The organism is Mesorhizobium sp. LNJC405B00 (genome assembly GCF_000502615.1).
In the GTDB taxonomy this organism is placed as follows: Bacteria; Pseudomonadota; Alphaproteobacteria; order Rhizobiales; family Rhizobiaceae; genus Mesorhizobium.
This window is the reverse complement of sequence record NZ_AYWC01000003.1, coordinates 115,364-132,232: the sequence shown is the minus strand read 5'-3', so window position 1 is coordinate 132,232 and position 16,869 is coordinate 115,364. Positions and strand designations below refer to the sequence as shown.

At 61.9% G+C, this 16,869-nt stretch carries 14 protein-coding genes and 1 pseudogene; 6 read left to right on the top strand and 9 right to left on the bottom strand.

The genetic code is table 11. The features are described 5' to 3' along the window. Positions 1–23: 23 nt before the first annotated feature. From X756_RS158005 to X756_RS158035, 7 genes are all read right to left on the bottom strand, one after another. Positions 24–842, bottom strand: a complete 819-nt coding sequence (locus X756_RS158005) for an ABC transporter permease subunit (protein ID WP_023669326.1) — start codon at positions 840–842, stop codon at positions 24–26. Continuing rightward, positions 839–1,804, bottom strand: a complete 966-nt coding sequence (locus X756_RS158010; RefSeq protein WP_027049422.1) for an ABC transporter permease subunit — start codon at positions 1,802–1,804, stop codon at positions 839–841. The genes X756_RS158005 and X756_RS158010 overlap by 4 nt, the downstream gene beginning before the upstream one ends. A gap of 9 nt (positions 1,805–1,813) precedes the next feature. Beyond that, on the bottom strand, positions 1,814–2,953 hold the full coding sequence (locus X756_RS158015; protein WP_023729070.1) for an ABC transporter ATP-binding protein: 1,140 nt from the start codon (positions 2,951–2,953) through the stop codon (positions 1,814–1,816). A gap of 82 nt (positions 2,954–3,035) precedes the next feature. Further along, entirely contained in the window at positions 3,036–4,133 is a 1,098-nt protein-coding gene (locus X756_RS158020) for a polyamine ABC transporter substrate-binding protein (protein ID WP_023681872.1), read from the bottom strand. Between the two features lie 425 nt (positions 4,134–4,558). After that, positions 4,559–5,512, bottom strand: coding sequence for a DMT family transporter (locus X756_RS158025; protein WP_023729069.1), 954 nt, complete (start codon positions 5,510–5,512; stop codon positions 4,559–4,561). 161 nt (positions 5,513–5,673) lie between these two features. Then, on the bottom strand, positions 5,674–6,573 hold the full coding sequence (locus X756_RS158030; protein WP_023729068.1) for a DUF2167 domain-containing protein: 900 nt from the start codon (positions 6,571–6,573) through the stop codon (positions 5,674–5,676). A 150-nt stretch (positions 6,574–6,723) separates the two neighbouring features. After that, positions 6,724–8,151 carry a helix-turn-helix domain-containing protein gene (locus X756_RS158035; RefSeq protein ID WP_023692381.1) on the bottom strand — a complete coding sequence of 476 codons (1,428 nt, stop codon included), beginning with the start codon at positions 8,149–8,151 and terminating at the stop codon, positions 6,724–6,726. 249 nt (positions 8,152–8,400) lie between these two features. Here X756_RS158035 and aceA point away from each other — a divergent pair, with 249 nt between their 5' ends. From aceA to X756_RS01000000165285, 3 genes and pseudogenes are all read left to right on the top strand, one after another. Continuing rightward, positions 8,401–9,690, top strand: coding sequence for an isocitrate lyase (gene aceA / locus X756_RS158040; RefSeq protein ID WP_023669319.1), 1,290 nt, complete (start codon positions 8,401–8,403; stop codon positions 9,688–9,690). A 52-nt stretch (positions 9,691–9,742) separates the two neighbouring features. Further along, entirely contained in the window at positions 9,743–9,985 is a 243-nt protein-coding gene (locus X756_RS158045) for a hypothetical protein (protein WP_023669318.1), read from the top strand. Positions 9,986–10,261: 276 nt separating this feature from the next. Continuing rightward, positions 10,262–10,697, top strand: a pseudogene (locus X756_RS01000000165285) (response regulator). Between the two features lie 29 nt (positions 10,698–10,726). Here the strand turns inward: X756_RS01000000165285 and X756_RS158050 are convergent. After that, the gene (locus X756_RS158050) at positions 10,727–11,434 is read right to left on the bottom strand and encodes an HAD family hydrolase (RefSeq protein ID WP_023729066.1); all 708 of its coding nucleotides are present in this window, start codon (positions 11,432–11,434) and stop codon (positions 10,727–10,729) included. Positions 11,435–11,581: 147 nt separating this feature from the next. Between X756_RS158050 and X756_RS158055 the strand changes: the two genes are divergently transcribed. The 3 genes from X756_RS158055 (at position 11,582) to X756_RS158065 (ending at position 15,547) form a co-directional block, all read left to right on the top strand. Then, positions 11,582–13,018 carry a glutamine synthetase family protein gene (locus X756_RS158055; RefSeq protein ID WP_023669313.1) on the top strand — a complete coding sequence of 479 codons (1,437 nt, stop codon included), beginning with the start codon at positions 11,582–11,584 and terminating at the stop codon, positions 13,016–13,018. 120 nt (positions 13,019–13,138) lie between these two features. After that, positions 13,139–14,425, top strand: a complete 1,287-nt coding sequence (locus tag X756_RS158060; protein WP_023729065.1) for an FAD-binding oxidoreductase — start codon at positions 13,139–13,141, stop codon at positions 14,423–14,425. Between the two features lie 276 nt (positions 14,426–14,701). Then, positions 14,702–15,547: an SH3 domain-containing protein gene (locus X756_RS158065; RefSeq protein WP_023729064.1), complete on the top strand. Its 846-nt coding sequence runs from the start codon at positions 14,702–14,704 to the stop codon at positions 15,545–15,547. 21 nt (positions 15,548–15,568) lie between these two features. On the opposite strand, the gene X756_RS158070 is transcribed toward X756_RS158065, so the two are convergent. Further along, a complete protein-coding gene (locus X756_RS158070; protein WP_023753883.1) occupies positions 15,569–16,864 on the bottom strand; it encodes a Mur ligase family protein in 1,296 nt (431 codons plus the stop codon). Positions 16,865–16,869 lie beyond the last annotated feature (5 nt).

Genomic DNA, 16,869 nt, shown 5'->3' with positions numbered 1-16,869 from the left:
CGCCCTATCCTCGTTTGACGCAATCAACCGCGCTGCGCGGCCTGTTCGTCGAGCTGGCGCTGCACCTCACGCCGCTTGTTGGCGACCGAAGCGATGATGACGCCTACCGCCACGACGGCGATCAGGATGGTGCAGGCGGCGTTGATTTCCGGCGTCACGCCGAGACGCACCTGGCTGTAGATCTTCATCGGCAGCGTGGTGGCGCCAGGCCCGGAGGTGAAGGAGGCGATGACCAGGTCGTCAAGCGACAGGGTGAAGGCCAGCATCCAGCCGGAGACGATGGCCGGCATGATGACCGGCAGCGTGATCTGAAAGAAGGTCTTTACCGGCGTTGCGCCGAGGTCCAAGGCAGCTTCTTCCAGCGAACGATCGAACGACACCAGGCGCGACTGCACGACGACGGCCACGAAGCACATGGTCAAGGTGATGTGAGCAAGCGTCACGGTCAGGAAGCCACGGTCGAGACCGACGGCAACGAACAGCAGCAGCAGCGACAGGCCGGTGATGACTTCCGGCATGACCAGCGGCGCAAACACCATGCCGGAAAACAGGATGCGGCCGCGGAAGCGGGTGTAGCGGGTCAAGGTCAGTGCCGCCAGCGTGCCGAGCACGGTTGCCACAGTGGCGGAGATGACACCCACACGCGCGGTCACCCAGGTGGCGTCCATCAGCCCCTGATTGTGGAACAGCGAGGCATACCATTTGGTCGAGAAGCCGCCCCAGACGGTGACCAGCTTCGACTCGTTGAAGGAGAAGACGATGAGCAGCACGATCGGCAGATAGAGAAAGGCAAAGCCCAGCACGACCGAGGTGACGTTGAAGCGGCTCCAGGTGGCGTTCATTTGTCCTGCTCCTGGGCGCGTGCCTGGGCCTGCTGGAAGAGCATGATCGGCACGATCAGGAGCAGCAGCAGGATGACGGCGACGGCCGACGACACCGGCCAGTCACGGTTGGCGAAGAATTCATTCCACAAGGTCTTGCCGATCATCAGCGTCTGCGAGCCGCCGAGCAGATCGGGAATGACGAACTCGCCAACCGCTGGAATGAACACCAGCAGGCAGCCGGCGATGACCCCGGGCAGCGACAGCGGGAAGGTGATCTTCCAGAAGGCTGATGTCGGCGGGCAGCCGAGATCCTTTGCCGCCTCGATCAGCGAATAATCCATCTTTTCCAGCGAGGAATAGAGCGGCAGCACCATGAATGGCAGGTAGGAATAGACGATGCCGATGAAGATCGCCGTGTAAGTGTTGAGGATGATCAGTGGCTGATTGATGATGTGCAGCGACAACAGCAGCTGATTGAGCAGACCCTCGGGCTTGAGGATGCCGATCCAGGCATAGACGCGGATCAGGAACGACGTCCAGAACGGCAGGATAACCAGCATCAGCAAGGTCGGACGGATCGTCGCCGGCGCGCGGGCCATGCCGTAGGCGATCGGGAAGCCGACGAGCAAGGTCAGGATCGTCGAGACAGCAGCGATAATAACACTGGTCACGTAGGCTTTGAAGTAAAGCGCGTCCTGCGTTAGCCAGACATAATTGTCGACGCTGAGTTCGCGGAAGCGGACAAAGAACCCGGACATGCCGTCCCTGAAATCGAGCGCCGGCGTGTAGGGCGGCATGGCGATCGCCGACTGCGACAGCGAAATCTTGAAGACGATGATGAACGGGATGAAGAAGAAGAACAGCAGCCAGAGATAAGGCACGATGATGACGAGCCGGCTGACAAAGCCGGCACCGAGCCGCATCAGGAACGGTTTGGCCGCGGCCGATGGACCGGCGTCGGTGAGTGCAATGTTGGACATGGCCGCCCCCTACCGTGTCAGCACGACGCCGGCATCCGGCCGGAAGGAGACCCAGGCGCGGTCGTTCCAGGTCAGCGGGTCCTCGGTGACTCGCGCCGCGTTGAGCGCGCTTGCCCTGATGATCTGCCCGTCATCCAGCCGGATGTGGTAGACGGTCATGTCGCCGAGATAGGCAACGTCGTAGACCTCGCCCTCAAGCGCATTGACGGCGTCGGCCGGTTTCGTCGACGAAACCTTGATCTTCTCCGGCCTGATGGCGAAGACGATGTCGGAACCGGCCTTTGTATCGGTGCTGTTTTCGACGACGATCTGGGCCCCTGTCGCGCCGGTGATGCGCGTGGTGTTTGCCGCACGCTCGGCGACCTTGCCCTCGAACATGTTCACATTGCCGACGAAGTGGGCAACGAAGCGCGAACTGGGGGCTTCATAGACTTCCGCCGGCGTCGCCACCTGCATCACCTCGCCCTTGTCGATGATGGCGATGCGGTCGGCCATGGTCATCGCCTCTTCCTGGTCGTGGGTGACGACGACGAAAGTGAGCCCGAGATTTTGCTGCAGGTCCATCAGCTCGAACTGCGTTTCCTCGCGCAGCTTCTTGTCGAGCGCGCCGAGCGGTTCGTCGAGCAGCAGCACTTTCGGCCGCTTGGCGACCGAGCGGGCGAGTGCGACGCGCTGGCGCTGCCCGCCGGAGAGCTGGTGCGGCTTGCGCTTGGCGAACTGCTCGAGCTTGACCAGCTTCAGCATCTCGGCGACGCGCTTTTCGATATCCGGTCCCGGCATGCCTTCCTGCTTGAGGCCGAAGGCAATGTTCTTTTCCACCGTCATATGCGGGAACAGCGCATAGGACTGGAACATCATATTGACCGGGCGGCGATAGGGCGGGATGCCGCGCAAATCCTGGCCGTCGAGAAGGATACGGCCGGCGGTCGGCTCCTCAAAGCCGGCAAGCATCCTGAGCAAAGTCGACTTTCCGCAACCGGACGCGCCGAGCAGGGCGAAGAACTCGCGCTCGAAAATGGTCAGCGATAGATTGTTGACGGCTGTGAAGTCACCGAACTTCTTGGTGACGTTCTCGAACTGAATGTATGGCTTGGCATTCGGATCAGTCCAAGGCGCAAAATCCCTGCGGATGCTGCCAAGCGATTTCATGTCCCACTCCGTCCTGTTTTTTTGCTTCTTGCCCCAGAGAAGAATGGTCCCGGCAGATGACTGCCGGGACCAGTCGCGTTGCTTACTGGCCGGTGACGATCTTGGTCCAGCTGCGCGTGATCAGGCGCTGGGTCTTGGGATCGTAGGGCTGGACCGTATAGAGTTTCTTCAGGGTCTCGGCGTCCGGATAGACAGCCGGGTCATCCAACAGTGCCTTGTCGACGAACTGCTGCGAAGCCTTGTTGCCGTTGGCGTACAGCACATAGTTGGACGACTTGGCGATCACTTCCGGCTTCATCATGTAGTTGAGAAATTCGAGTGCCTCGGCGGCATGCGGCGCATCGGCGGGAATCGCCATCTGGTCGAACCACATCTGGGCGCCTTCCTTGGGCACGGAATAGCCGATCTCGACGCCTTGCTTGGCCTCGACCGCGCGGTTGCGTGCCTGGAAGACGTCACCCGACCAGCCGACCGCCAAACAGATATCGCCGTTGGCGAGCGCGTTGATGTATTCGGACGAATGGAATTTGCGGATATACGGCCGCACCTTCAGCAACGTCTCCTCGGCCTTGGCGATGTCGTCAGGTGAGGTGCTGTTCGGATCGAGGCCGAGATATTTGAGCGCCGCCGGGATGATGTCGGCCGGCGAGTCCAGCACATAGACGCCGCAGTCCTTCAGCTTGGCCAGGCTGTCGGGATTGAAGAACACATCCCAGCTGTCGATCTTGTCGGTGCCGAGTGCAGCCTTCACCTTCTTGATGTTGTAGCCGATGCCGACCGTGCCCCACATGTAGTTGATCGAATATTCGTTGCCCGGATCGTATTTGGCGGTGCGCTCCGAAACCGTGTCCCACATGTTGGAAATGTTGGGCAGCTTCGACTTGTCGAGCTTCTGGAACACGCCGGCCTGGATCTGGCGGGCCAGGAAGTTGCCGCTGGGCACGACGACGTCATAGCCGCTGCCGCCGGCAAGCAGCTTGGTTTCGAGGATTTCATTGGAATCGAAGGTGTCGTAGACGACCTTGATGCCGGTCTCCTTAGTGAAGTCGTCAATGATCGAACTGTCGATGTAATCCGACCAGTTGAAGACGTTGACGACGCGATCCTCGGCATGGCCGCCAACGGCGAAAAGCGTCAGAAATGCCGAGGTTGCCGAAAGCCAGAGCGCTTTGCGGATCATGCTGTTCTCCTTTGATGAGTGTTCCTTCGCCAAGTCGTCGCTGTTCGAGCGCGATTGGGCATTTGCTTCAGAGTATTGAGCTTTCCGGGCAGCCACAAGCATGAACTGCCAGCGCCGTCCGGGCGGTTCGACGAGCGGCAGATGATGGCTCTGTGTGCCCGCATGGCGGGCGCGCTGACGCCGTCAGAGGCTTTCGCCGCGGCGCTGGCAGGGATACGACGCTGTGGTCCGGTCTTGGTCCGACCGGCGGGGACACTTGGCAAGATAAGCCTGTCTTGTTGTTGCCGTGCCCCAGCCTGCCCGTGCCGCAGCAAGGTTGTCAATGGCCCGCGCGGGGAAGCTCGGTCAATAGGGCGTGCGGCTTCGCTAATTGGGGAAAGACGGGCGTAATTAGGGAAGACGGGCTCAACCAAGGGAAAGGCGGGTCAATTAGGGGATGGCAGGCCAGTGGTCCCCGGCCGTGCAGGCCTCGCCTGGCGCTTGAATTCAAGCGCGATATGGACGAGCAGCGCGGCGACCACCACCGCGCCGCCGATGATGGTGCGCACCGAGGGCACCTCGCCATGAACGAGCCAGACCCAGATCGGTCCGAGGATCGGCTCGAACGTGCCGAGGAGTGCTGCGATCGCCGCAGGAACCAGCCTCGCGCCGGTGGCGAAGAAGGCAAGGCCGAGGCCGAGATTGATAACGCCGAAGGCAAACAGGAAAGCCATGTCGTGGGTCGACGTGGCAAACTGCGTGGCTTGCGATGCGGCGAAAGCCGCTGCCAGCATCGTGCCGAGGCACGTCGCCGGCGTCATGCGCACATGGGCGAAGCGCCGGGTGATGACGGTGGCAATCGAGAACATGACGGCGATCAGCAGCGACAGCCCGTCGCCGATGGGCGATACGGCGCCGTCGAGCGATTCCGACACCATGATGGCGACGCCGGCGATGACGGCGGCGATCGCCACCCAGGTCGCGACGGCGACGCGTTCGCGAAACAGCACCCAGGCAAGCAATGCCGCCAGCAGCGGCACACCGGCCTGCATCAACAGGATATTGGCAACGGTGGTGTAGGCGAGCGCGACAACGAAGCACGTCGACGCCGTGGCGAAACAGACGGCCACGGCAAGGCCGGGCAGGCCCATGTCGCGAAACAGCCGCAACATGCCGCGCCAGCCGTCGCGCCAGGCCATGAAGCAAATCAGGAACACAGCCGCCCACAGCGAGCGCCAGAACACCACCGTCCAACTGTCAGCGGTGTCGATGAAGCGGGCGATGGTGCCGCCAAAGCTCCACATCAGCGCCGACAGGAACACCAGCAGCAAGCCGACCCGCTCTTCGCGCGGCGAGACGATCGGCGGTGCGGCGATTGGAGAAGATGCGGTATCGGTCATGGGGTGCGACTGTCGGCTATCTCGGGGTGGCATGATGCACAATGGACGACAGAAACGTGCCGTATTCGCCTAGCGCATAGGCTACCGCCGGACGTGACCCAGCCCGGCATTCCCTTTGGCGCACCGCCAACCGGCAGCCATACGGGCAAACACCGCCGTTTCTAGGACATGCCCTTGTTGCCGCGGATAAAGCGCCAGAGACCGGCCAACGGTACCAGCAGCAGAATGCCGAACTTTTTCAGGGCGATGAGCGCGACTGCAATCAGGCCGGCCTTTGCCGCGAGTTTTCCGGCGATGAGGCCGCCAATGCCAACCGCGGCGACCGTGTCGGTGCCTGGCAGAAAATCGGTGTATTTCTTGCCGGTGTTGAAGTCCGCCACGCCCAGCACTTCGTCCAGGCTCTGCTTGATCTCCGGCAATTGTTCGACCGTAGCGATGTAGCTCATCACGAAGACGCCTTCCCGGCCGAGGAAACGGACGTCGTAATTGAGCGTGTGGACGGTATCGTCTCCGATCTGCAGTTCCTTGGCCCAGTGCAGCCGCTTGTGGACGAAATCATAGACCGGCGGCGAGGCCCAGCCGATCAGCTTGATCGGGGGAAAGCCGTCCTTCACCCGCTGATCGTTGGCCGACAATGTGTCCGCCTGCATGCTGCTCAGCAATTCGGTGTAGTCGATGGATGCGGCGTCGGCGTCATCGACATGGCCGATCTTTTCATAGCGCAATTCGATGCCCCAACCGTTGCCGGCGATGGGCTCGTACTTGGCCGGGAAGATCATGCCGATTGCTTCGGACGCGGTATCAGCCGGATTGCCCCAGGCCTCTGTCAGGACGGACGTGGCGTCCTTCTTGTCCAGAAAATAGAACTTGTCCTTGAGATCGAGATGGATGCCTTCGGGAAGGTCGATCATGCCGGTCTTGGGGTCGATCTTGTCCAGGAACGCCCTGCCGTCGTCACTATACTGTTGATAGTCCTTGAAGAATTCCGAGGATTTTTCCGCCAGAGCTGGCCCTGCCGAAACGGCAAGCGCCACGCCAAGCCACAAAGCTTTCCTGTTCATAAGCCGTCCCCCCCTTGGCTGCCCTGCGGCTCACCTTTCGATAGCGCAGCGCCGATGCTTAATCAATATTTGGTTCGGCGGTGGTTCGGGCCGCACTCTATTGCTTAAGGCCAATAGCTCCAGTCTTCCGGGACGGCCAGCTCGAGAGCATCACTGGAAATCGAAAGCGCTCAGGCCCGTCACCATCTCGTCGAGGCCCAGCGGACGGGTCACCGGCGGCTCGGCGCGGGCGAGGCAGCCGATGCGTTCGCACAGCCGGCAAGCGGGACCGACCGGCGTGGCGGCGCCCTGTCCGGCCTTTGCCGGCAGCCCGGCGCCATAGACGGTCTCGTCGCGAAAGCCGATATCACAGCCCAACAGCAGCGCGGTGCGGCGCGGACGCTCGGAGAACGAACCCTGCGGCCCCTCGAGCGTGCGTGCGATGCAGAGGAACTCGGCGCCGTCGGGCATTTCCACCGCCTCGACCAGGATCTGGCCAGGCGAAGCGAAAGCGGCATGGACCGGCAGTTTCGGGCAGCCGCCGCCAAAGCGGCTTTGCGGAAAGCCCTGGCCGCCGGCCTTGCGGAAGCGGTTGCCGGCATTGTCGACCTCGAGCATGAAGAACGGCACTCCGGACAAGCCAGGACGCTGCAGCATGGTCAGGCGGTTCGCCGCCTGTTCGAAGGAGACGCCGAAACGCGAGCGCAGCACATCGATGTCGTAACGAGCCCGCACGGCGGCGGCATGAAATGCCTGATAGGGCATCATCAAGGCATTGGCGGCGTAGCGGCCGAACTCGAAGCGGGCGAGCCGACGGGCTTCGTCCGTACCGAGCTTCAGCGTCTGAATTTCGCCGGCGACAGCGACCGTCATGCGGATCAGGCAGGCCTCCATGGCGACTTCGCGCAACTGGTCGAACGGCGACAGCCGCTCCGATAGAAAAAGACGCTGCGAATGACGGTCATAACGGCGGCGCCAGTTCGGCATGGTGGCGACCGGCAGCACCTTGACGACGATGCCATACTCGCGCTTCAGCCACGCCTTCAGCGCGCCGAACAGATCGTCGCCGGGGTCGAGCATCGAGGTGAAGGCCTCGGCCTCCTCCTCCAGTGCTGCAAAATGGTTCGGCCGGCGCTCGAAAATCTCGTGCACTTCGTCGATCGGCAGCCGCGCACCGGACAGCGCCGTGGCGCGGCCCTCGCGCGCCAGAAGCTCGTTGAGATCGGACAGCCGCTCGGCCTGCTCGCGGTAAGCGCGAAACAGTTTTATCATCGCAGCCGATGCATTGGGGGCGGCCTCGGCCAGTTCGATCAGTTCCTGGTCGCCCGGCAGCTCACCGGCAAGCAGCGGGTCGCCGAACACTTCCTTCAAGGCCGAGATCGACCCTCTCGCCTCACCCTGCAATTCATGCGGGTCGACCTTGTAGACAGAGGCCAGCTTCAGGATCAGCTGCACCGTCAGCGGCCGCTGGTTGCGCTCGATCAGGTTGAGATAGGACGGCGAGATGCCGAGCCCCTCGGCCATCGCCGTCTGGGTCAGGCCTTTGGCGATGCGGATGCGGCGGATGCGCGGCCCGGCGAATATCTTCTGGTCGGCCATCGGCTTTCCTTGACAGGAATTTACACGACTTGCGAGCGATGAACGGCGCACCATCTTTTTACAATCATGACAGATTTACAGCGGCAAGCAGTCAAACACAACACAGGTTTTCTCTTATTTTCTACCGGAAATGGCGGTTTTCCTCGCTCTCGTCGCGGCGCAATGTAAATGATGTCACACACAGACGACGCACACCATCCCAGGGCGCGGCGTTTCAAGACACTGGCATCGATTGATCTGGAGTGACCAATGACTGATTTTTACAATCTTGTCCCATCCGCGCCCGAAGGCCGCTTCGACGGCATCGAACGAGCCTATTCGCCGGACGATGTGAAGCGGCTGCGCGGGTCGGTCCAGATACGCCAGAGTCTTGCCGAAATGGGCGCCAACCGGCTGTGGAAGCTCATCCACGAGGAAGACTTCGTCAATGCACTCGGCGCCATGTCGGGCAACCAGGCGATGCAGCAGGTGCGTGCCGGGCTGAAGGCAATCTATCTCTCGGGCTGGCAGGTCGCCGCCGACGCCAACACCGCGTCGGCCATGTATCCGGACCAGTCGCTCTATCCCGCCAATGCGGCGCCCGAACTGGTCAAGCGCATCAACCGCACGCTGCAGCGCGCCGATCAGATCGAGACCTCGGAAGGCAACGGCCTGTCGGTCGACACCTGGTTCGCGCCGATCGTCGCCGATGCCGAGGCCGGCTTCGGCGGACCGCTCAACGCCTTCGAGATCATGAAGGCGTTCATCGAGGCGGGCGCTGCCGGCGTCCACTATGAGGACCAGCTGGCCTCTGAGAAGAAGTGCGGCCATCTCGGCGGCAAAGTGCTGATCCCGACCGCTGCGCATATCCGCAACCTCAACGCGGCGCGTCTGGCGGCCGACGTGATGGGCACGCCGACGCTAGTCGTGGCACGCACCGATGCGGAAGCGGCAAAGCTTCTGACCTCCGACATTGACGAGCGCGACCAGCCTTTCGTCGACTACGATGCCGGCCGCACGGTTGAAGGCTTCTACCAGGTCAGGAACGGCATCGAACCGTGCATCGCGCGCGCCATTGCCTATGCGCCGCATGCCGACCTGATCTGGTGCGAAACATCCAAGCCCGATCTGGCGCAGGCCAAGAAATTCGCCGAAGGCGTGCGCAGGCATCATCCGGGCAAGCTGCTCGCCTATAATTGCTCGCCGTCGTTCAACTGGAAGAAGAACCTCGACGACGCGACGATCGCCAAGTTCCAGCGCGAGCTCGGCGCCATGGGCTACAAGTTCCAGTTCATCACATTGGCCGGGTTCCACCAGCTCAATTTCGGCATGTTCGAGCTGGCCCGCGGCTACAAGGCGCGGCAGATGGCGGCCTATTCCGAGTTGCAGGAAGCCGAGTTCGCGGCCGAAGTCCACGGCTACACCGCGACCAAGCACCAGCGCGAGGTCGGCACCGGCTATTTCGACGCCGTCTCAATGGCGATCAGCGGCGGCCAGTCCTCGACCGCCGCCATGCATGAATCGACTGAGCACGCCCAGTTCAAGCCGGCAGCGGAATGACCCGATCGACATAACCAACAGAGGAAACGCCCGAAGGGCAAGGGAGAAGAAAATGGCATCCATAAGCCGCGTCAAGGAACGTGCAGAAGAGCAGTCCACCACGATGAGTGTCGACCAACAGGCGACCATCCGCATGCTGGCCAACGACCTGCACCGGCTCAATCAATCGGTGATGAAGGCAGTGGAGGCCGGCGTCTCGGTGGAACTGGTGCGCTCGGCCCGGCATCATGGTGGCGACGGCAATTGGGGCGACCTGCTGATCCCGGTGATCGTCACGCAGAAGAGTCACGGCTGATCTTCCCTAACGGAAGCTTTGTGCTTGTGGAACCTATGGGCCCCGCCGCTCACTGGCCGATTTCAACGTCACCCGCGGGTTTTCAGCGCGGGTGACTTTCGCTTTTGAGCGTAAACTTAACTACAGTTCGAAAACAGACCTTGTCTCCGGGTTTTAATATTTCCGGCTATATTTCGCAGGTCCGTCATTTCAGCTTGACATGGCGGGCGATCTCACGCCAATTGGCTCTCGGATTTCAACCCTGCATTGAAGCAGCGCCGAGTGCCCGCCCCGCCCATGTGCCCTGTGAACCGCGAGACCGACACCGCCAAACATCTGAATTCGTCAAGCAGGGACGCGAACTCCGAGATATCAACGGATTTCTCCCACGTGCTGGTCGTTGGAAAATCGCCGATCAACCGGGTGGTGGTGTCGAAGATCGTCGAGAAGTCCGGACTGAAGCCGATCTCCGAGTCGCCNCCTCATTCCGGGCGCCGTCGTTCTCGATGGCGGCCCCGACAACGAGGACTGCCGCGCGCTGATTGCGGCCATCGACGCCTTGCGGCGGACATCTGGGCGGTCGCTCCCCAAGGTGATCCTGCTTTCAACCAAGACCGGCACGCCCGACAGCCTGGGTCTGTCGAGCGTGGTCGATGTGGTGGTAACCAAGCCGATCACCACCGAAAGGCTGCAGCCGGTGGTCGACCGGCTGATCAGTCTCGGGCGCGGCTGATCGCAATCCGCCCGAACGCGTGCGGGCGGTCAGCCTTCCTTGCCGATGCTCTCGATCAAAGCCGGCAGTTCGCCAAGATCTACAAGCTGACGAAAACGCGGTGCCTCGACCGGCGGCTCGACGTGTTCGAGCACCCAGGTCAGCTCGTGCGGCACATACACACCCCAGCTGCCGGCCTCGATGGCCGGCACCACGTCCGACTTGAGCGAATTGCCGACCATCATGCTGGTCTGCGGGCTGCCGTGACGGCCAAAGATCCTGGCATAGGTGGCGGCGCTCTTGTCGCTGACGATCTCGACGGCATCGAACAGGTCGCCAAGGCCGGACGCCGCCAGCTTGCGCTCCTGGTCGAACAGATCGCCCTTGGTGATCAGCACCAGATGGTAGGCGCCGGCGAGCTTTTCGACTGTCTCGCGCGCATGCGGCAGCGCCTCGACAGGATGGCCGAGCATGTCGCGGCCGGCGGCAAGGATTTCGGCGATCGTCGAGGCCGGCACACGGCCCTCGGTCACTTCTATCGCCGTTTCGATCATCGACAAGGTAAAGCCCTTGATGCCGAAGCCGTAGACGGCAAGGTTGCGCTTCTCGGCCTCCAGCAGCCGTGCCGAAATGTGCTCGGCCTCGCCATGGTCGGCGAGCAGGGTTGCAAAATGCTTCTCGGTCAGGCGGAAGAACTGTTCGTTCTGCCATAGGGTATCGTCGGCGTCGAAGCCGATAGTGGTCAATTTGCCTGGCATACGGTGTCTTCTGCTGCTCGATCTGCGGGAGGTTGACCCTAATCTGCGTGGCGCGATTTTCAACCAGGAAGCCGAAGACAGGCAGCTCCCCTTCCCTTCCATCACCGGCAACAGCTATACTGTGATAATTGCAACCCAAACTGGTGAATGATGCCGCCTGCGAAAAAGGAAGTCCGTCCGTCGACCCGCGGAGGACGCGTCCGAACGCCTGCCTTCGTGAAAAATCAACGCGGCGTGAAGAACTGGAAGGAAGTCAGCGCTTGGCTGGAATGGCGCGGCATCGAAGACATAGAATGCATCACGCCTGATCAGGCTGGCGTCGCGCGCGGCAAGATGATGCCGTCGAAGAAATTCACTTCCAACACCTCGCTGGCGCTGCCGTCGGCAGTGTTCATGACGACGATTTCGGGCGGCTATCCCGAGGACGGCAACGGTTTCCACTATCCGGAGGATGATGGCGACCTGAAGCTGATGCCGGATCTGTCGACGTTGACCGTGGTGCCGTGGGAAGAAGACCCGACGGCCGCCGTCATCTGCGACCTCGTCCATCAGGATGGCCGTTCGGTCGAGTTCACGCCGCGCAACGTCCTGAAGCGCGTGGTAGCAGCCTATGACAAGCGCGGGCTGAAGCCGGTGGTGGCGCCCGAGATCGAATTCTATCTGGTGCGCAAGAACCCCGACCCGGATTATCCGCTGACCCCACCCGTCGGGCGTTCCGGACGGGCAATCGGCGGCGGCGCCGGCTATTCGATCGCCGGCGTCAACGAGTTCGACGAACTGATCGACGACATCTACCATTTCTCCGAAAGCCAGGGCCTGGAGATCGACACGCTGATCCACGAGGAAGGCGCCGGCCAGCTCGAGATCAATCTGCGTCACGGCGATCCGGTCGAGCTCGCCGACCAGGTGTTCATGTTCAAACGCACCATCCGCGAGGCAGCGCTGAAGCATGAGATCTATGCCACCTTCATGGCCAAGCCGATCCAGGGCCAGCCAGGTTCTGCCATGCACATCCACCAGTCGATCATCGACAAGAAGACCGGGCTGAATATCTTTTCGGCGAAGGACGGCTCGGAAACCGACGACTTCTTCCATTTCATCGGCGGCATGCAGAAGCATGTGCCGAACGCGCTGGTGATGTTTGCCCCTTACGTCAATTCCTACCGCCGGCTGACGCAGTCGGCCTCGGCGCCGGTCAACAACAAATGGGGCTATGACAACCGCACCACGGCGTTCCGCGTGCCGCGCTCGGATCCGGCGGCGCGGCGTGTCGAAAACCGCATCCCGTCTTCCGACGCCAACCCCTATCTGGCGCTGGCGGCCTCACTTGCCTGCGGGCTGATCGGCATCACCAACAAGATCAAGGCCGAGCCTCCGGTGCTGACCACCGCAAACGCCGATGAGATCGACCTGCCGCGCGGCCTGCTCGAAGCCGTCGACCTGTTTGAGGGCGACGAGGAGCTGTGCGCCCTTTTGGGCAAGTCCTTTGCCGCAACCTATGCAGCGATCAAGCGGGCGGAGTTCGAGACCTTCATGGAAGTGATCAGCCCGTGGGAGCGGGAGTATCTGTTGCTCAACGTGTGAGCGGCGACTTCGTCGTGTGAATGGTGAATAGTGAATGCTGAGTAGTTTCATATTGGATGGATGAGCGCAGACGACGTGCGTCTCGCAGCCATTCACCATTCACCATTGGCTGGTGCCCCCATGCCTTACCAATCACCTATCTCCCCCGGTCGCTCCTGGTACGAAGACACAGCCGGACCACGCCCTGAGTACCCTGCCCTGGACGGCGACCGCAGCTGCGACGTCGTCGTCGTCGGCGGTGGCTTCACCGGGCTGTCGGCGGCCGCTCATTTGGCGAAGGCGGGAGCCGACGTCGTTCTGATCGAGGCGCATCGCTTCGGCGACGGCGCTTCAGGGCGCAATGGCGGCCAGCTCGGCACGGGCCAGCGCGCCTGGGCCGAAGAGATGGAGGCCGAATACGGCTTCTCCCGCGCCAAGGCGCTGTTCGACCTTGCCGAGGAGGCGAAAGCGCACCTGCTCGAATTCGCCGCCGTCAACCAGATCGACATCGACTATATGCCCGGCCAGTTGTCCGTGGCGCACAAGCCGCGTTATCTCGACGACTACAAGGCGCATGCCGAGATCATGGCGGGCCGCTTCAATTATCCGCACATCGCCTTCATGGATGCCAGGGAAACGGCCGAACGGCTGGGCTCCACACGCTACTTCGCCGGCACCCGCGACACCGGCACCGGACACATCCACCCGATGAAGCTGGTGATCGGCACGGCAAAGGTCGCGGCAGCGGCCGGCGCGCACCTGTTCGAGCAGACACTATCGACCGGTGTTACCTCCAGCGGCGGCAAGGTCAGGGTGACGACTTCGAGAGGAACCATCACCGCCCAGAAATGCCTGATCGGTGTAAATGCCTATGGCGGCACGCTCGAGCCGGTGAGTGCCGCGCACATCATGCCCATCGGTTCCTTCATCGGCGCGACGGTGCCGCTGGGCGTCGATTCGAAAGTGCTGCCGGGCGGCGAGGCGGTCGACGATTCGCGTTTCGTCGTGCGTTATTTCCGCAAATCCAGGGATGGAAGGCTGCTGTTCGGCGGGCGCGAGGTCTATGGCGTCAACGATCCGAAGGACATCCATGTCCATATCCGCCGGCAGATAGCCGAGCTTTATCCGGAGCTGAGCGATGTCGAGATCACCCATGGCTGGGGCGGCTATGTCGGCATCACCATGCCCAGGAAACCGTTCGTGCGCGAGGTGATGCCCAATGTGATCTCGGCCGGTGGCTATTCCGGCCACGGCGTGATGCTGTCGAACTTCTTCGGCAAGCTCTATGCCCAGACCGTCGCCGGCAACCGCGACAGACTGAAGCTGATCGAGGACCTGAACATCCCGGCTTTTCCCGGTGGCCGGCGCTTTAGAACACCATTATTGTTCCTGGCACTGAACTGGTTTGCCCTGAGGGACCGAATATAGGGACAGTATCTCATATCAGCCGGGGCTGGTACTGAGCCGATTCTATTGAGCTGTTGGTTGCCGCAACGAGACGTTGCAGAATCCTTAACAAGAGCGCACAATTCCCCTTGAGGGCGCACTGATGCCACAATCAAGGGCAAAGGATGCCGGTTCTGGGCGATTGAACGGGGACTTCTGCGGGCCTGCCCGCTTTGTTGTTGGGACCGATGCCGATCGAATGCCGGGCTGCCGGCGCCGATCGAAAGAACACCGGCTCATCTTTTGGAGGTGGCAAGAGTGAACGAGCCCTTCAGTTTCGGCGCGCCGGAACGTCGGCGCTTCGCCATGCAATTCGGTTATGACATGCGGCCCTCCTTCTGGCAGGGGGTGCGCACGAATTCGCATCTGGTGATCGCCGCGGTCGGCACCGCAGCGCTGCTTGGCGTGGCGGGCATAGCGCTTTGGCTGGCATTGCCGGCCAACGACCGGCAAGCGATCGCCAGCACACAGCAGAACGTTCCGACTTTTCCGGTCAAGACGACCAAGATTGCCCCGGTCGCGGCGACGGCTACCGCGGTAGCGGCGCCACAAGCCGCGCGCAAGGGCGACGCGGTTTCATCGACGGTCGCTGTGGGTGGGGCTGCGATGCCGCCGCTGTCGGCCAACGATCCGCGCTGGACTGCGGCGCAATCCAACAGCGACCCTGCCGCGACGCCATCCGATCAGGCGCCTACCGAGCAGGCTGCCGCCAAACCGTCCGATGCCGCGGCATTCGAAGAACCGGCGGCCCAGGGCGACGCCACGACGCAGTTGTCAAAGGTCGCTGCTCCCGCCAATGACGACGACGCGGAAACCGCCGCCATACCGACGCCAAAACCGCAACTTCCAGACGAGCAATCTTCCGCCGCAACGAACGATACCCAGGCCAAGGCCAAGCCACAGAAGGTGGCTGCTGCCGCCGACACCGGACGCATCCTCAGGACGGTGACAATGCGCAGCGGTCCGCAGAAAAACGCCGCCGCCATGGGCACCGTGCCCGCCAAGTCGTCGGTGCAGGTGGTGAGTTGCAAGAAATGGTGCCAGATCGTCTACAACGGCAAGCGCGGCTGGATCTACAAGAGCTACATCAAGACCGGGGCTTGAGACACAAGCCGCCAGATCTGGTCAGCCGCCGAGCAACCACCTGAAACGGTGTCTCCTGCGAGCAAGTTTGCGCTTAGCCAGGAAATCCCGGTGTTCCTCGAACGGCACCTCGTAGAGGCCGCACATTTGGCAGCTTTCCGACTTGCGGCATATCGGGACCCAGCATTTGACGTCGTGTGTCCAGGCGAGCGCGATCCTTTCCAGATGAAGGTTGGACGAACTTTTCAGCAGAATCAGTTCTCCTGGGACTGCCGTCCGTTTGATATGATCCGAAACTTCCTTGGCAGTGCGAAGCTCAATGAAACGGCCGCTGTCGCGGTCGGCCTGGCTGGCGCGCGAGCGATGCGCATTGTCGCCGGTATAAATGACCTCATCGGCGATTTCGCGCGCGATGTTGTAGGCGGCGCCGTATTTCCTCGACGAGCCGGCGTAGTCCGATATCTGCCCCAGCACAATGCGCTTGCGAGCACCCTTGGCCTTTGCAATCATCTCCAGGGCAATGTTGAGCGAATGCCAGGGCGCTTTGGCCGTATCGACCAGGAATTTCGGACCCGCGGATACCTCTTGCACCGTAGAGCGGTTGGGCAGTGGTGCAAACGATGCCGTTCTCGCTACGACTTGCTCTGGCGGGACCCCAAGTTCCAAGGCGGCGGCAACAGCCGCTGCAGTCGGCAGCCAGAATTGCTCGCCGGGAAAAGGCGCTTGAATATTCAGGCTGCCACCGCGCCAATGAAGGGTGAACCGCAGCAATTCCGGATACGCGGCATGCACGTCACTCACGCGGTAGTCTGCCTCGCCGGACTGGCCGAAGGTCGCAATCCGGCATTTCGCGCCAGACGCCATGCCGATCACCAGTGGGTCATCGCAATTGAGAACCGCAAGTCCATCGGGTTGGAGTGCCCCGACCAGCGCCCGCTTCTCTCCCGCCACAGCTTCCAGAGTCTTGAACTTGCCGAAATGCTCCAGACGGATCATCGTAACCACCGCCACACTCGGCTTCAGCATCTGCGCCATGGCGCTGATCGTGCCGAAGTCGGAAGCGCCGGCTTCGAAAACGACGTAATCGACTTTGCCGGCCTTCCTCAGGCGCTTGTAAAGCGTTCGGATGAGCGCAGGCATTGTATTGGCCTGGGCCTGTAGATGCACCTTGCCTTGGGCGGCCAGTATGTGTGCAAGCAGGCTGGTGGATGTGGATTTGCCGGAGCTGCCGGTAATGCCGATGAACGTCGCCTTGTTACGCGCCCGCACCCAGCGCGCCTGCAGCCGTCGCAGCGCCCAGCCCAAGTCCTTGCGAATTTTCAGCAATTCCAGTTTCACACCCC

Excerpts from the sequence above, each read along its gene's own strand:
- X756_RS158005 (WP_023669326.1), bottom strand. The coding sequence starts at position 842 with ATGAACGCCACCTGGAGCCGCTTCAACGTCACCTCGGTCGTGCTGGGC.
- X756_RS158010 (WP_027049422.1), bottom strand. The coding sequence starts at position 1,804 with ATGTCCAACATTGCACTCACCGACGCCGGTCCATCGGCCGCGGCCAAA.
- X756_RS158015 (WP_023729070.1), bottom strand. The coding sequence starts at position 2,953 with ATGAAATCGCTTGGCAGCATCCGCAGGGATTTTGCGCCTTGGACTGAT.
- X756_RS158020 (WP_023681872.1), bottom strand. The coding sequence starts at position 4,133 with ATGATCCGCAAAGCGCTCTGGCTTTCGGCAACCTCGGCATTTCTGACG.
- X756_RS158025 (WP_023729069.1), bottom strand. The coding sequence starts at position 5,512 with ATGACCGATACCGCATCTTCTCCAATCGCCGCACCGCCGATCGTCTCG.
- X756_RS158030 (WP_023729068.1), bottom strand. The coding sequence starts at position 6,573 with ATGAACAGGAAAGCTTTGTGGCTTGGCGTGGCGCTTGCCGTTTCGGCA.
- X756_RS158035 (WP_023692381.1), bottom strand. The coding sequence starts at position 8,151 with ATGGCCGACCAGAAGATATTCGCCGGGCCGCGCATCCGCCGCATCCGC.
- aceA (WP_023669319.1), top strand. The coding sequence starts at position 8,401 with ATGACTGATTTTTACAATCTTGTCCCATCCGCGCCCGAAGGCCGCTTC.
- X756_RS158045 (WP_023669318.1), top strand. The coding sequence starts at position 9,743 with ATGGCATCCATAAGCCGCGTCAAGGAACGTGCAGAAGAGCAGTCCACC.
- X756_RS158050 (WP_023729066.1), bottom strand. The coding sequence starts at position 11,434 with ATGCCAGGCAAATTGACCACTATCGGCTTCGACGCCGACGATACCCTA.
- X756_RS158055 (WP_023669313.1), top strand. The coding sequence starts at position 11,582 with ATGATGCCGCCTGCGAAAAAGGAAGTCCGTCCGTCGACCCGCGGAGGA.
- X756_RS158060 (WP_023729065.1), top strand. The coding sequence starts at position 13,139 with ATGCCTTACCAATCACCTATCTCCCCCGGTCGCTCCTGGTACGAAGAC.